The sequence below is a fragment of the Bradyrhizobium sp. HKCCYLRH2015 genome (assembly GCF_051168215.1).
Lineage (GTDB): Bacteria > Pseudomonadota > Alphaproteobacteria > Rhizobiales > Xanthobacteraceae > Bradyrhizobium.
The window spans coordinates 247,351-262,093 of sequence record NZ_JBNPUO010000006.1 but is presented as its reverse complement, the minus strand read 5'-3'; the positions used below and the strand labels follow the sequence as shown (position 1 = coordinate 262,093).

The window sequence follows — 14,743 nt, the reverse complement described above, 5'->3', positions numbered from 1 at the left end:
GTTCGCGGTCGTTGCTTATGGGCACGCGCGGGCGATGGGGGCAAGAAAGCCGATCCCCAGGGAGAGCACGAAGGACACCGTAAAACTATCGCGCGGGGAAGGCCGGGTCTGTCCGGCTGTACCTGTGGTACCTGCCGCCTGCATTCTTTTGAGCAGGCGGGCCACGGGCCTCAGCCGAGGTCCGGCCTTCCTCGCGCCCTCTCGTTGTTCAGAGGGGCATGACGAATGCATCACTCGGGCGCTGCGCGCCGCGGGGAGCACGCGCTCGCCTCACATTCGGTGTCGTCCCGGACAAGCGCGCCACGCGCGCGCCGATCCAGGACCCCATAACCACAGCGAGAAGTTCGAGGCACGATGGCCGACCGATCTCGCCTCACCCCGAGGGCCGGTGGTTATGGGGCTCGGCTCGAGGCCGGGACGACACCGAATTTGTCGCGCGGTCCGGGCAGCCATGAGCAGCCGTGACTTTGCAGTACGTCCGCGATCCCGTATCCAGCAGCGACAACACAAGGAGGAAACCACCATGACCAAGACCGCCGCTGAGATCGAAGACGACCGCCAGATCCGCGAACTGCTGCAGAACTGGGCGATCTGGCGCGACGCCGGCGACTGGGAGCGCTTCCGCACGGTGTGGCATCCGGATGGGCGGATGATGGCGACGTGGACGCAGGGCACCGGCGACGAGTTCATCGAGATCAGCAAGGCGGCCTGGGCCAAGGGTGTCAACATCCTGCACTTCCTCGGCGGCATCTCGGTCGATCTCGCCGGTCATCGCGCGATCTCCCAGACCAAGATGACGATCTCGCAGCGGGCCGAGGTCGAGGGCGTCGTCTGCGACGTGCTGTGCACCGGCCGCTTCTACGACTTCCTCGAGAAGCGCGCGGGCAAATGGGGCATCGTGCTGCGCCAGCCGATCTACGAGAAGGACCGCATGGACCCGGTGACGCCCGGCGCGGTGCCGGCGCTGGACCGTGCGCTGCTGGAGCAGTTTCCCGTGGGGTATCGGCATCTCGCTTATCTGCAGACGCGCATCGGCTACACGGTGAAGCGCGACATGCCCGGGCTGAAGGGGCCGGAGGTCGAAGCGCTCTATGCGCGCGGCGCCGCGTGGCTTCGGGGCGAGGGGCTGTGATCGTCGACCCCTGCCTCGCCGGAGCCGCGCTCCGAACGGGACCAGCTCTCGCCGTGAGGGGCTGATCCGGCGGATCTCTGGTGCCGTTACAGAGCGGGTGACTGTGGCTCGGAGTGCGTAGCGAGGAATCAGCGCAAGTACCTGAATCAGAAAGGATTGTCCGTCAGCCTTGTTCCTTGGAGCGGAACCGTCGCGCGGGTGCTGTATACAGGATCGGCAGTTTTTGCCGAAAGAAGGCGGAACTTGCGTCTCATCCTTTGCTTGCTGTATACAATGCTCAGTTGGAAGTATACCGACACGAGGACACGCCATGGCCGCTTCTTTTCCAATGAATGCATGGTACGCCGCGGCCTGGGACGCCGAGGTCAAGCAGGCCCTGCTGCCGCGGACGATCTGCGGCAAGCACGTCGTGATGTACCGCAAGGCCGATGGCACCATCGCCGCGCTCGAAGATGCCTGCTGGCACCGGCTGGTGCCGCTGTCCAAGGGCCGGCTGGAAGGCGACACCGTCGTTTGCGGCTATCATGGCCTGAAATTCAGCCCGCAGGGCCGCTGCACCTTCATGCCGTCGCAGGAGACCATCAATCCCTCGGCCTGCGTACGTGCCTATCCGGCGGTCGAACGGCATCGGTTCATCTGGCTGTGGATGGGCGATCCGGCGCTGGCCGATCCCGCTATTATTCCCGACATGCACTGGAATCACGATCCGGCCTGGGCCGGCGACGGCAAGACCATCCACGTCAAATGCGACTACCGGCTGGTGGTCGACAATCTGATGGATCTCACGCACGAGACCTTCGTGCACGGCTCGTCGATCGGCAACGACGCGGTGGCCGAAGCGCCGTTCGACGTCACCCATGGCGAGCGCACCGCCACCGTGACGCGCTGGATGCGCGGTATCGAGCCGCCCCCATTCTGGGCGAAGCAGCTCGGCAAGCCGGGCCTGGTGGACCGCTGGCAGATCATCCGCTTCGAGGCGCCGTGCACGGTGACGATCGACGTCGGCGTCGCGCCGACCGGGACGGGCGCGCCGGAGGGTGACCGCTCGCAGGGCGTCAACGGCATGGTGCTCAACACCATCACGCCGGAGACCGACACGACCTGCCATTATTTCTGGGCGTTCGCCCGCAACTACCAGCTCACCGAGCAGCGGCTGACGACCGAGATCCGCGAGGGTGTGTCGGGCATCTTCCGCGAGGACGAACTGATCCTGGAAGCGCAGCAGCGCGCGATGGACGAGAATCCGGGGCGCGTGTTCTACAATCTCAACATCGATGCAGGCGCAATGTGGGCACGGCGGATCATCGATCGGATGATCGCGCGCGAAACGCCGCTGCGTGAAGCCGCGGAGTAGAATGGAATGGCCGAGCGTGACAGCGAGCGTTCGATCTCGCAGACCGTCCGAGCGCAGCTCACCTTGCGCGACCTGATCCTCACCGGCGGCTTGCGCCCCGGTGAGCGCATATCCGAGCTGCAGGCGGTCGAGGCCGCCGGCGTCTCCCGCACGCCGGTGCGCATGGCGCTGGTCCGGCTCGAGGAGGAGGGGCTGCTGGAGGCGATTCCGTCCGGCGGCTTCATGGTGAAATCGTTCTCCGAGCGCGACGTGCTCGACTCCATCGAGGTGCGCGGCACGATGGAAGGACTGGCGGCGCGGCTCGCCGCCGAGCGCGGCGTGTCCGTGCGCGACACCGAGCCGATGCGCGAATGCCTCGCCCAGATCGACGAACTGATCGCGCCCGCCGAGCTCTCCTTCGACGGCTTCTCGGCCTATGTGGCGCTGAATGCGCGCTTTCATGCCTTGCTGGCCGAGTTGTCGCGCAGTCCGCCGGTGATCCGCCAGGTCGACCGCGCCAGCGCGCTGCCGTTCGCCTCGCCGAGCGGATTCGTGATGGCGCAATCGGCGCTGCCGGAGGCGCGCCACATCCTGGTGGTCGCGCAGGAGCATCACCGCATCGTCATCGATGCGATCGAGAACCGCGAGGGCGCCCGCGCCGAGAGCATCATGCGTGAGCATGCCCGGCTGGCCGCCCGCAACCTGCGGCTGGCCGTGAAGGCGCGTGGTCCGATGGACCTGGTGCCGGCGGCGGTGCTGATCAAGACGCAGATCAACGGCTGAGGAGGCGATCATGCGTTTCCAGGACAATTGGTCGCCTGCGACCCTGGTCTCGACACGCGACCTTGCGCCGGGCATCCGCGAATTCATCCTGCGGCCCGACGGCTATGTCTGCGCGCCCTATGCGGTCGGCAGCCACATCAAGGTCGGCGTCCTCGCCGGCGGCCAGCCCGATGTCCGCTCCTATTCGCTGGTCGGCGAGGCGGACCCGCGGGGCTACCGGATCGCCGTGCGCTTCGCCGAGGATTCCCGCGGCGGATCGCGCTATCTGTGGTCGCTGCAGCCCGGCGCGCGGTTGGACGTGGCGAGCCCGACCTCGCTGCTGCAGGTCGATTGGCAGTATCAGCATTATTGTCTGGTCGCCGGCGGCATCGGCATCACGCCGCTGGTCGGGGCGGCGCATGCGCTGCTGCGCAAGACGCCGAGCGTCTCGCTGCATTACGCGGTGCGATCCCGCGGTGATGCGGCCTACCTCGATGAGCTCTCGGCGCTGCTCGGCGACCGTCTCGCGGTGTATGCCGCGGACCAGTCGCAGCGGCTCGACCTGACCGATCTTTTTTCGAGTCTGCCGTCCGGAGCAGCCGTGCTGTTCTGCGGACCGATGCGGATGCTGGATGCCGCGCGCAGCGCGTGGGCGGCGTGCGGCCGCGCGCCGGCCGATCTCAGCTATGAGACGTTCGGATCGAGCGGCCGGCTGTCGACCGAGCCATTCAAGGTCCGGCTGCGCGACAGCGGCGAGGAGATCGTGGTGCCGCGCGACCGCTCGATGCTCGACGTGCTCAGTGCCGCCGGCCACGAGGTCATGGCGGATTGCCGGCGCGGCGAGTGCGGCGTCTGCGCGGTTGACGTCGTCGAAGTCGAGGGCGAGATCGATCATCGCGACGTGTTCTTCAGCGCCGAGCAGAAGCACGAGAGCCGCAAGCTCTGCGCCTGCGTTTCCCGCGCCCACGGCGTGGTCACGATCGATACGCTGGAGCGGACCGACGCGCTGTGAGCGCACTGCCGGCTATTTGTCGGCGAGCAGGTTGACCGGCATCGCCGACGGCGGCTTGCCTGAGGACTTCCGGCCGCTCTGCTCGGCTGCGACGGCGGCGCGTGCGGCCTTCAGGCGTGCATCGGTCTCCTTGTCGGCCAATAGCGCGTCGGTGAGGTTCGCTTCGGCGGTGTACGCCGCCTCGGCCGCGGCCTTGGCCGCCGCGATGTTGGCTGCGGTGGGATTGGCCTTTGCCACCGCCTCCGCCGCGTCGCGGTCGGAAATGGCCTTCTCGTTGGCCGCCAGCGCGGCATCGAGATTGGCGTCGGCGACCGTCTCGGCCGCATCGGCAGCCGCCAGCGTCGCCGCGGCCGGACTGAGCGGCGGCCGGGGGCGCAATGGTTTCGCTGCCGCCTGCGGCTTGACGGCCTGGGCCTGCGGCGGGAACGCGGGCCGAGAGGGTGGTGGCAGTGCCGTTGGCTGCTGGATGGGAGGCGGCTGGAGCGATGGCATGGTCGGCACGAGCCCGATCGGCACCATCCGCGCAAACGAGCTGCGCGCGTCGCGCATCAGGCCGCCCATGATATCGTCGAGCGGGTCGGCCATCGCGGTCCCGCTCACCGCTGCGCCGGCAAGCATGCCGATCGCGGCGGCGACGTTCCTCGTCGTGATGCAGACGGCCATCGGAGCCTCCCTCGCGACGAAATCGGGCCAGCCGACCCCCGGCGCTCACCGCCTGCCTTATTCCGGAAATGGGTTTGCAGGGTGGCGCCATCGTGGAGCGCCGCGCCCGACATGCGCCGCATCTGCCACATTGGGCTGTCAGGCGAGTTCCTCGCGCACCCGCGCCGCCGCCGCGCACATCGCCTTCAATTTCCCGAAGGCGGTCGCGCGCGGCAGATATTTCATGCCACAGTCGGGCGCCACGACCAGCCGCTCCGGCGCCACCACTTTCAGGCCGTTGCGGATGCGCTCGGCCACGACAGCGATCGGCTCGATCTCGGGATCGCCGAGATCGAGGACGCCGAGCACGATGGTCTTGGTCGAGAGATCTCTGAGAACGCCGAGGTCGAGCCGCGGCTGCGCCGCCTCGATCGCGATCTGCGCAGCGTGGCAATCGGCAAGCTCGGCCAGGAACGCATATCCGCTCGGCTTGCTGGAGCCCGGCACGATGGCGGCATAACCGAAGCAGACGTGAACGATGGTGGGCACCGTAATATGATCCAGAGCCCGGTTGATCGCCTTGACGGCATAGCGCCGCGCCGCCTGCGGATTGTTGCGGACCCAGGGCTCGTCGAGCTGGATGACGTCGGCGCCGGCGCGTTGCAGGTCGCGGGCCTCGGCATTGACGACCTCGGCGAAAGCCATCGCGAGCGCCTCGTCGTCGCCGTAGAAGTCGTCCTGGGCCTGCTGGCTCAATGTGAACGGCCCGGGCAGGGTGATCTTGGCGGCACGCCGGGTGTTACGGCGGAGGAACTCCATGTCGCGCAGCTCGACCGGCTGCGTCCGCCGGATCGGACCGACGACGCGCGGCACTGGCGTCTTGATCCCGGACGGCGAGATGATGATGGCGGGATTGTCGGCATCGACGCCGTCGAGCGCGGTCGCGAACCGGTTGGAGTAGCTTTCGCGCCGGATCTCGCCATCCGACACGATGTCGATCCCCGCCTGTTCCATGTCGTGGATCGCGACGATGGTCGCGTCGTCCTGGGCGTCGTCGAGCAGCGGCCGGGGAATGCGCCACATGCCCTGCATGCGAATGCGGGGAACGGATTTCGAGAGCATTGCGCGATCGACCAGCCAATCCGGCTGCGGGTAGCTTCCGACCACGGTGGTCGGGAGGAGATGTCGAGGCATATTCACGCAATGGCCCTCCCGCGGGTCCGACTCAACCTTGGGTACGATGGCAGACGATAATTCGGTGTCAGAATGCAACCTAGCGTTTTGTTCGTCTTCGGATCGTCATGGAAATAATTCGTATTTTCTGCAGTTTATCAGTTCAACATTCGTCACGAGGCGGCATCACCGATGCAACACATCCTGACCCTCAACTCCGGCTCATCCTCGATCAAATTCGCCTTGTTCGAGGAAGATGCCGTCCTTGTCGAGACCGTGCATGGCCAGATCGAGGGGCTTGGCCGTAACGCGCCGCATCTCGAAGCAAAGCTGAGGGGCGCTCCGCTGGCCGATGAACGCCTGGATGCAGCGAGCGCCGCCGATCACGAAGCGGCTCTCGGCGTCGTGCTCGAGGTCCTGCAGCGCGCCATCGGCCGCACCGAAGTCGACGCCGTCGGTCACCGCGTCGTTCATGGCGGGCTCGCATTCACGCGGCCGATCGTCGTCAATGACGATGTTCTGAATGATCTGCAAAAGCTCATTCCGCTGGCGCCGCTGCACCAGCCTCACAATCTCTCTGGTGTCCGCGCCGCACATCGCGCCTTTCCTGGCGCCATGCAGGTCGCATGTTTCGATACCGCGTTCCATCGCTCGCACCCCTGGGTTAACGACACCTACGCCTTGCCGCGCGAGTTCTACGATCAGGGCGTCCGCCGCTACGGCTTTCACGGCCTGTCCTATGAATACGTCGTGTCGCGATTGAAGGAGATCGCTCCGCTCGACGAGAAGGGCCGGGTGGTCGTGATGCATCTCGGCAACGGCGCCTCGATGTGTGCGATCCGGGATGGGCAGAGCATCGGTTCGTCGATGGGCTTCACGGCACTCGACGGTCTGCCGATGGGCACGCGCTGCGGTCAGCTCGACCCTGGCGTCGTTCTCTATCTGCTTGAGGAGAAGCGCATGACGGCCGAGGCGGTCACCGATCTCCTCTACAATCACTCGGGCCTCAAGGGATTGTCGGGGTTGTCGCAGGACATGCGCGAACTGGAGGCCGCCGGCACGACGGAGGCGCGGCAGGCGATCGACTACTTCGTCGACCGCATCAGGCGCGAGCTCGGCGCCATGGCCGCGATCCTCTCTGGCATCGACGCGGTGGTGTTCTGCGGCGGGATCGGCGAGCATGCATGGCGCATTCGCGAGCGCGTCTGCCAGGGATTCGAGTGGCTCGGGATCGCGTTGGACGAAAGCCGCAACCGCGCGAGCCATTCCTTGATCTCTTCGGACCAGTCGCGGGTGCGTGTGCGGGTGGTCAATACCGATGAAGAGATGATGATCGCACGGCACGCCGCGCGGCTGCTGAAGCAGTCATGACTGAGATGGCCGACCAGACCTGCTGATTTGCCGCTTGCATGCGCCGGCTTTTGGTATCATCGAGGATGAAACAACAACAAGGCCGGTGGGGAAGCGATGGAAGGCAGCGCAGCGTTGCGTGAGACGGACCTGGAGTTCGACTATATCGTGGTCGGTGCCGGCTCGGCCGGGTGCGTTCTCGCCAACAGGCTCAGCAGTGACGGCAAGCACACGGTGCTGCTGCTCGAGGCCGGTCCGAAGGACACCAACATCTGGATCCACGTTCCGCTCGGCTACGGCAAGCTGTTCAAGGAAAAGACCGTCAACTGGATGTACCAGACCGAGCCGGAGCCGGGGCTCGACGGCCGCTCGGTGTTTCAGCCGCGCGGCAAGGTGCTCGGCGGCTCCAGCTCGATCAACGGCCTGCTCTATGTGCGCGGTCAGCACGAGGACTACGACCGCTGGCGGCAGCGCGGCAATGTCGGCTGGGGCTATGACGACGTGCTGCCCTATTTCAAGCGGGCGGAAAATCAGTCCCGCGGCGCCGACGACTATCATGGCATCGACGGCCCGCTGCCGGTGTCCGACTGGCGGCACGAGGACCCCTTGTCTGAAGCCTTCGTGAAGGCGGCGGTCGAGGCCGGGTTGCCCTTCAATGGCGACTTCAATGGTGCGAGCCAGGAGGGCGCGGGGTTCTTCCAGACGACGACCCGGCGCGGCCGTCGCGCCAGCACCGCGGCCTCCTACCTGCGGCCGGCGCTCGGTCGCAGCAACCTGCACGTCGAGACCGACGCGCTGGCCCAGCGGATCGTGTTCGAGGGACGCCGGGCCGGCGGCGTCACGTTCAGCCAGCGCGGCCGGATGCGGACGGCCCGCGCCCGCAGGGAGATCCTGGTGTCGAGCGGCGCCTACAACTCGCCGCAACTGCTGCAGCTGTCCGGGGTCGGTCCGGCCGAGCTGTTGAAGCAGCATGGTCTCGACGTGGTCCTCGATGCGCCCGGTGTCGGGAGTGACCTGCAGGACCATCTGCAGGTGCGTATCGTGATGCGCTGCAGCCAGCGCATCACGCTCAACGACATCGTCAACAATCCGGTGCGCAAGGTGCTGGCTGGCGCACGCTATGCGGCCTTCCGCAACGGTCCGCTGACGATCGCGGCGGGGACGGCCGGCGCATTCTTCAAGACCGATCCGCGGCTTGCGAGCCCGGACATCCAGATCCACTTCATCCCGTTCTCGACCGACAAGATGGGCGAGAAGCTGCACACCTTCTCCGGCTTCACCGCCTCGGTCTGCCAGCTTAGGCCCGAAAGCCGCGGTTCGCTGCGGATCAGGAGCGCGGATCCGACGGTGCCGCCGGAAATCCGCATCAATTATCTCGCCAGTGAAACCGACCGGCGGGCCAACGTCGATGGCCTCCGGATCCTGCGGAAAATCCTGGCGGCACCGGCGCTGAAGCCGTATGTCTCGGGTGAAGCCTATCCGGGGTCCAAGATCGTGAGCGATGACGACATCCTGGCCTATTGCCGGCAGACCGGCAGCACGATCTACCATCCGACCTCGACCTGCCGGATGGGGACCGATGCTGTCGCCGTGGTCGATCAGCGCCTGCGCGTGCGCGGCATCGACGGCCTGCGCGTGGTCGATGCCTCGATCATGCCGGACCTGGTTTCGGGCAACACCAACGCGCCGGTCATCATGATCGCGGAGAAGGCCTCCGACATGATCTTGCAGGACGCGCGCTGACGCAGGAATGAGTTCGTGACACGTTTCCGGATCGGCACCCGCAAGAGCACGATGGCCTTGGCGCAGACGGAGGAGATCGCCCGCCGGCTGCAGGCCGCGATTCCGTCGCTCGACATCGAGATCGTCAAGTTCGAGACGACGGGCGATTCCGACCAGACCAGCAAGCTGCTCACCCATGGCGGCAAGGGCGGGGCGTTCGTGGCCGAGATCCGCCGCGCCATGCTGGATGGCAGGCTGCATGCAGCAATGCACTCGCTGAAGGACATGCCGGGCAACGAGGAAACGCCGGGGCTGGTGGTTGCGGCGCTGCTGTCGCGCGATCCGCCGGGCGACGTGCTGGTGCTGCGGCGGGGGCTGTCGCTGGACGAATTCCGCAACGATGGCGGCCGGGGCTTCAAGATCGGCACCAATGCCGTGCGCCGGGCCGCCTATGCGCGACGACTGTTTCCGCAGGCCGAGCTGATCCATTTTCGCGGCGCGGCCGATACCCGCATCCGCAAGCTCGACAATGGCGAGCTGCAGAAGCTGCCGGACGGCGGCGCCGTGGGGCCGGCTGATGCGCTGATCATGGCGCGCTCCGGGCTGGAGCGGGTCGGCCTGTCCGACCGCGCCTCCTATGACTTCCCGGTCGCCGACATGCTGCCGGCGGTCGGGCAGGGCATCGTCGCCGTCGAATGCCCGGCCTCCGACTGGGACACGCGGCGCATCCTGGCGACCATCGACGATGCGGCGGCGCGGACCTGCGCCGACGCCGAGCGCGAGGTGCTGTGGGTGCTCAACGGTCACTGCAACTCGCCGATCGCTGGCTTTTCGACCATCGACAGCGGTCAGCTGACGCTGACCGCCTCGGTGCTCGACGAGGATGGCGGCCACTTCATCGAGGCGCAGCGCTCGGCGCCGGCGGATCGTCCGCGCGAGCTCGGCCGGGCGGTCGGGCTCGATCTGCTTGCCAACGGCGCGGCGGAGCTGATCGAGCGCAGCCGGCCGCGCTAGCAAGTCATCCCTTGTAGGCGCGGACCCGTGCCAGCATCTGCTCCACATGGGCGATCGGGGTTTCCGGCAGAATGCCGTGGCCGAGGTTGAAGATGTGGCGGCCGCCGGAATAGCTCGCCAGCACGTCGTCGACCGCCTGGTCGAGCGCCGCGCCGCCGGTGATCAGTGCCAGCGGATCGAGATTGCCCTGCACCGCGACCTTGCTCTGCACCTTCTCGCGCACGAGGCCCGGCTCCGCGGTCCAGTCGATGCTGACGGCATCGATGCCGGTTTCGGCGACGTAGCCCGGCAACAGCGCGCCGGCGCCACGTGGAAAGCCGATGATCTTCGCATCCGGCCGCGCCTTGCGCACGCCCTCGACGATGCGCCGTGTCGGCGCGACGGACCAGCGCGCGAACTCGCGCGGCGACAGCACGCCGGCCCAGGTGTCGAAGATCTGCAGCGCGTCGGCGCCGGCCTCCAGCTGCTTCAGGAGATAGGCGATCGAGCTGTCGACCAGCGCATCGATGATTCTGCCGAACGCATCGGGATGCCGATAGGCGAGCAGCCGCGCTGGCGCCTGATCAGGCGTGCCTTGGCCTGCGACCATGTAGGTCGCGACCGTCCATGGGGCGCCGCAGAAGCCGATCAGCGCGGTGCTCCGCGGCAGCTCGGCCCGCACCCGGCGCAGCGCCTCGAACACCGCTTCCAGCTTCGACAAATCGGCCTTCGCCGACAGCGTCGCGATCTTGTCCGGCGTATCGAGCGGGTCCAGCCGCGGGCCTTCGCCGATTTCGAAGCGGACGCTGCGGCCGAGCGCGTGCGGGATCACCAGAATGTCGGAAAAGATGATCGCCGCATCGAAGCCGAAGCGCCGGATCGGCTGCAGCGTGACTTCGGCCGCGAGCTCGGGATTGAAGCAGAGGTCGAGAAAGCCGCCGGCCTTGGCGCGGACCTCGCGGTACTCCGGCAAATAGCGGCCGGCCTGCCGCATCATCCAGATCGGGGGCACGCTCTGCCGCCGTCCGGCCAGCACGTCGATGAAGGGCTTGTTCACGGCAGTCTCACTCACGCTGGGGCTCCGCAACTTTCGGGAACAGTTTACCGTCCGTGATACATGCCCACGCGGTTCCGGCCAAGGTGATATCGACGCGGAAGCGGCGGGAGATACGAGCGCCATTGCGGTCGCCGGCCGCCACATCTCGCGGAACACGTCTTTCGCCACTGCGTTGTCGTTCCACAGGGAGATTGACCATGGCTGAGAAATTCAATCCTGCGCCCCACGACAAGCACGCGGTCGATCCGCGCGAGGCCGCGCGTCTCGATCGTGAGACGGCCACGCAACTCGACAAGGGACTGATGGATACGTTCCCGGCATCGGATCCGGTGAGCCTGCAACAGCCCTCGACGACCCGAGCGAAGGACGACGACGTCGACCACGATCCGGCGCATGCGTCATCGTTGTGGGACAAGGTGCGATCGGTGTTCGCCCGTTGAACTAACAAGCGGGACGCCGCTTGCGACCGCGGATTTCTCGGTGTGGCTCCGTATTTGTACGGGAGCAGCCGTAGTCTTACGGGCCGCTGAGGACACCTTCGGAGCAGCCGCATTTCAGAGTTAAATAAGATGTCCATGGGAACCTCGGCGCGTCCGGAGAGTCCCGCGGAATGGACGTTGGTGCGACCAGAGTTGATCGAGGCCGCCTGCCCATGTGGGCGGCTGGCGTGCTTGCGCTCGTGTCGGTCGCCATTCTCGCTTTCAGCATCTGGGGCGAATGGACCTCCCGCCAGGCGGAGGTGCGAAATGCCGAAACCGATCTCAGCAATCTCGCTCATTCGCTCACCCAGCACGTCGAGGACACATTCGAGCTTGCGGATTCGCTGTTGCGCGGCGTCGTCGCCGCCCTCGAAACCGATGACGGCAAGCCCGGCGCGATCACCCGACTGCAGACGATCCTGAAGGCGAGGAAGCCCAATCTCGGGCGCATCCGCGGCATCTTCGCGTATGGCGAAAACGGCGACTGGCTCGCGACCACCGAGGACGTCACGCTCACCAACTACAACAATGCCGATCGCGACTACTTCGCGCACCACAGGGTTTCCGCCGATCGTTCGCTGCTGATCGGTCGCCCGGTGCAGAGCAGGGCTGGCGGCCAGTGGGTCATTACCCTGTCGCGGCGCTGGAATCACGCGGATGGCCGGTTCGGCGGCGTCGTGCTGGCAACCATCGACGTTGCCTATTTTGCTCAGTTCTACCGTCAGTTTGCGGTCGGTCGTCAGGGCACGATCAGCCTGATGAGCCGCGATGGGGCCGTCCTCGCCGACAATGCGGAGCCCGACGCTCAGACGGTTGGGCGCCCCATCCTCGAAGCGATTCCCTATCATCCTGCGTCGGGGACGCTGCATTTCCGGCGGCTCGGCGAAACGTCCGACCGCATCGGGTTCTATCAGCACGCGCAGCGCTATCCGTTCCTCATTCTGGTGACGCGCACGGAGGCGGAGGTCCTGGCCGAATGGAAGCGTGATGCGCTCATTCGGCTCACGGTGCTGGTCTGTCTGGTCGCGCTCGTCATTGCGATCGGCATCTTCCTCGCGAAGCAGTTGCTGCAGCGCCAGCAGCTCGCCGCGGCGCTGGCCGCCAAGGAAGAAAACTTCCGGCTGCTCGCCGAAGGCTCCAGCGACATCGTGACGCGGATCGAGCTGGACGAATGCATCGGCTACGTTTCGCCCTCGACCATGCGCGTGCTGGGCTGGCATCCGTCGCAGCTCTTGGGCAAGCGCGCGCTCTCCGGCGTGCATCCGCTCGATCGCCCGCAGTTGCAGGAGATCCTCGATCAGCTCAGGCGAGGGGCCGTCGACGAAGCCCGTGCCACCTATCGCATGCGCCGCCGCGACAAGTCGGAGATCTGGGTCGAGGCCACGATCCGCGCCACCCGTCAGCCGGATGGTGCGCTCGACGGCTTCGTCGCGGTCACCCGCGACGTGACCCAGCAGAAGACGCTGCAGGGCCGGCTCGAGACACTGGCCATCGAGGACGGCCTCACCGGGCTCGCCAACCGCCGCCGGTTCGACGAGCGGCTGCTGGAGGAGTGGGGCAGGGCCTACCGCGACAAGACCTCGCTGGCGCTGCTGATGATCGACATCGACCACTTCAAGGCCTTCAACGACGCCTATGGCCATCCGGCCGGCGACGAGTGCTTGCACACCGTGGCCGGCATTCTCGCCGACGAGGCGCAGCGCAGCTCGGATCTGGCCGCCCGCTACGGCGGCGAGGAGTTCGCCATCCTGCTGCCGAACACCGATGCCGGGGGCTGCGCCAGGCTCGGCGAGCGGATCAGGCGGGCACTGCACGAGGCCCGCATCGTCCACGATCACAACCCGGCGGGAATCGTCACCGCGAGCATCGGCGGTGCGGTGTGCCGGCCGGGCTTCGAACGCTCCGCCGGCCCGGCCTCGCTGATCGAGGCGGCCGACCGCGCGCTCTATGCCGCGAAGGACGCCGGCCGCGACCGCCTGATCATGGCCGGCGAGGTGGTCGACCTGCCCGCCGGCAAGGCGCCGGCGACCGTCCCGGCGTGAGATCGCCGCCTGCTCAGTAGTGCGGCGGCGGCTCATTGCGCGGCCCCTCGGTATTGCCTTGCGCCTCCTCGAGCCGCTCCACCAGCAGGGCGACCTGTCGCTTCAGCGCATCGATCTCGCGCCACTGCGCGGTGATGGTCTGGTTCAGCGTCTCGATCGTGTCGTCCTGAAACGTCAGGCGCATCTCCAGCGTGTCGATCCGCTCGCCGAGCTGCGCGTTGGATTGCTCAGAGCTGTTCATCGCGTGCGCCCTCCGGAACGGCCTTGATCGTGGCCTCGCTGTGCTCCCGCAGCCCGTGACCGAGCGCCACCCGTTCGTCGAACACGAAACAGCCGCCCCGCCAGCGGCTCTCGGATTCCGGGGTCTCCTCGAGATATTTCAGGATGCCCCCCTTGAGGTGGTAGACCTCGGAAAAGCCGCGCGCCAGCAGCAGCGCGCTCGCCTTCTCGCAGCGGATGCCGCCGGTGCAGAACATCGCGATCCGCTTGTGCCTGGCAGGATCGAGCGCGCGTGCGGCAAAATCCTTGAACTGCCCGAAGCTCTGCAGGCCCGGATCGATTGCGCCCTCGAACGTGCCCATCGCCACCTCGAACGCATTGCGGGTGTCGAGCACGACGGTATCGGGCGCTGCGATCAGCGCGTTCCAATCGGCGGGACTGACATAGGTCCCGACCTGGCGGGTCGGATCGGCGGCGGGATCGCCGAGCGTCACGATCTCCCGCTTCAGCCGCACCTTGAGGCGCCGGAACGGCATGGCGGTGGCGCGCGAGTATTTCAGCTCCAGATTGTCCAGCTGGCCGGCGAACAGCATTCCGTCGCGAAACTCGCCGACGAGGGCGGCAATTGCCGGCTCGGTCCCGGCCACGGTGCCGTTGATGCCCTCCTCGGCCAGCAGGACGCTGCCCTTGATGCCGCGTTCGGCGCAAAAGGCGTGGAGCGGCGCACGCAGGTCGCGAAAATCCGGCAGGGCGACGAACTGATAGAAGGCGGCGACGGCGAGGGGCATGCGGCCGTTTACCAGCAGAGCTGACCATAGAAAAGCTGG

General features: G+C 66.8%; 14 protein-coding genes. 9 read left to right on the top strand and 5 right to left on the bottom strand.

The genetic code is table 11. The features are described 5' to 3' along the window. Positions 1-523 precede the first annotated feature (523 nt). The 4 genes from ACQR1H_RS17725 (at position 524) to ACQR1H_RS17710 (ending at position 4,239) form a co-directional block, all read left to right on the top strand. Entirely contained in the window at positions 524-1,132 is a 609-nt protein-coding gene (locus ACQR1H_RS17725; RefSeq protein WP_315805845.1) for a nuclear transport factor 2 family protein, read from the top strand. 310 nt (positions 1,133-1,442) lie between these two features. Next, positions 1,443-2,486, top strand: a complete 1,044-nt coding sequence (locus tag ACQR1H_RS17720; protein WP_315805846.1) for an aromatic ring-hydroxylating dioxygenase subunit alpha — start codon at positions 1,443-1,445, stop codon at positions 2,484-2,486. A gap of 6 nt (positions 2,487-2,492) precedes the next feature. Beyond that, entirely contained in the window at positions 2,493-3,248 is a 756-nt protein-coding gene (locus ACQR1H_RS17715) for a GntR family transcriptional regulator (RefSeq protein ID WP_315805847.1), read from the top strand. 10 nt (positions 3,249-3,258) lie between these two features. Next, positions 3,259-4,239 carry a PDR/VanB family oxidoreductase gene (locus ACQR1H_RS17710; protein WP_434907928.1) on the top strand — a complete coding sequence of 327 codons (981 nt, stop codon included), beginning with the start codon at positions 3,259-3,261 and terminating at the stop codon, positions 4,237-4,239. Between the two features lie 12 nt (positions 4,240-4,251). Here the strand turns inward: ACQR1H_RS17710 and ACQR1H_RS17705 are convergent, their stop codons facing one another. Together ACQR1H_RS17705 and ACQR1H_RS17700 are read right to left on the bottom strand one after the other, a co-directional pair. Beyond that, complete coding sequence (locus ACQR1H_RS17705; RefSeq protein ID WP_316178014.1) at positions 4,252-4,902, bottom strand: hypothetical protein; 651 nt, start codon at positions 4,900-4,902, stop codon at positions 4,252-4,254. A 138-nt stretch (positions 4,903-5,040) separates the two neighbouring features. Beyond that, positions 5,041-6,075, bottom strand: a complete 1,035-nt coding sequence (locus ACQR1H_RS17700) for a uroporphyrinogen decarboxylase family protein (protein WP_434845635.1) — start codon at positions 6,073-6,075, stop codon at positions 5,041-5,043. 171 nt (positions 6,076-6,246) lie between these two features. On the opposite strand from ACQR1H_RS17700, the gene ACQR1H_RS17695 reads away from it, so the two are divergent. The 3 genes from ACQR1H_RS17695 (at position 6,247) to hemC (ending at position 10,140) form a co-directional block, all read left to right on the top strand. Beyond that, positions 6,247-7,425, top strand: coding sequence for an acetate/propionate family kinase (locus ACQR1H_RS17695; protein WP_434894827.1), 1,179 nt, complete (start codon positions 6,247-6,249; stop codon positions 7,423-7,425). Positions 7,426-7,521: 96 nt separating this feature from the next. Continuing rightward, entirely contained in the window at positions 7,522-9,147 is a 1,626-nt protein-coding gene (locus ACQR1H_RS17690) for a GMC family oxidoreductase (RefSeq protein WP_434892969.1), read from the top strand. 15 nt (positions 9,148-9,162) lie between these two features. Then, the gene (hemC, locus tag ACQR1H_RS17685) at positions 9,163-10,140 is read left to right on the top strand and encodes a hydroxymethylbilane synthase (protein WP_434874170.1); all 978 of its coding nucleotides are present in this window, start codon (positions 9,163-9,165) and stop codon (positions 10,138-10,140) included. A gap of 4 nt (positions 10,141-10,144) precedes the next feature. On the opposite strand, the gene hemE is transcribed toward hemC, so the two are convergent. Further along, the gene (gene hemE / locus ACQR1H_RS17680; protein WP_409998003.1) at positions 10,145-11,176 is read right to left on the bottom strand and encodes a uroporphyrinogen decarboxylase; all 1,032 of its coding nucleotides are present in this window, start codon (positions 11,174-11,176) and stop codon (positions 10,145-10,147) included. A gap of 197 nt (positions 11,177-11,373) precedes the next feature. Here hemE and ACQR1H_RS17675 point away from each other — a divergent pair, with 197 nt between their 5' ends. Together ACQR1H_RS17675 and ACQR1H_RS17670 are read left to right on the top strand one after the other, a co-directional pair. Further along, positions 11,374-11,616 (top strand): hypothetical protein, encoded by a 243-nt coding sequence (locus tag ACQR1H_RS17675; protein WP_315805854.1) that lies wholly within the window; start codon positions 11,374-11,376, stop codon positions 11,614-11,616. Between the two features lie 170 nt (positions 11,617-11,786). Continuing rightward, positions 11,787-13,697 (top strand): diguanylate cyclase, encoded by a 1,911-nt coding sequence (locus ACQR1H_RS17670; protein WP_434883863.1) that lies wholly within the window; start codon positions 11,787-11,789, stop codon positions 13,695-13,697. Positions 13,698-13,710: 13 nt separating this feature from the next. Here the strand turns inward: ACQR1H_RS17670 and ACQR1H_RS17665 are convergent, their stop codons facing one another. Beyond that, positions 13,711-13,938 (bottom strand): SlyX family protein, encoded by a 228-nt coding sequence (locus ACQR1H_RS17665; RefSeq protein ID WP_315805856.1) that lies wholly within the window; start codon positions 13,936-13,938, stop codon positions 13,711-13,713. Next, positions 13,925-14,704, bottom strand: coding sequence for a rhodanese-related sulfurtransferase (locus ACQR1H_RS17660; protein WP_434907927.1), 780 nt, complete (start codon positions 14,702-14,704; stop codon positions 13,925-13,927). Before ACQR1H_RS17660 ends, ACQR1H_RS17665 begins: the two co-directional genes overlap by 14 nt. Between the last annotated feature and the right edge of the window lie 39 nt (positions 14,705-14,743).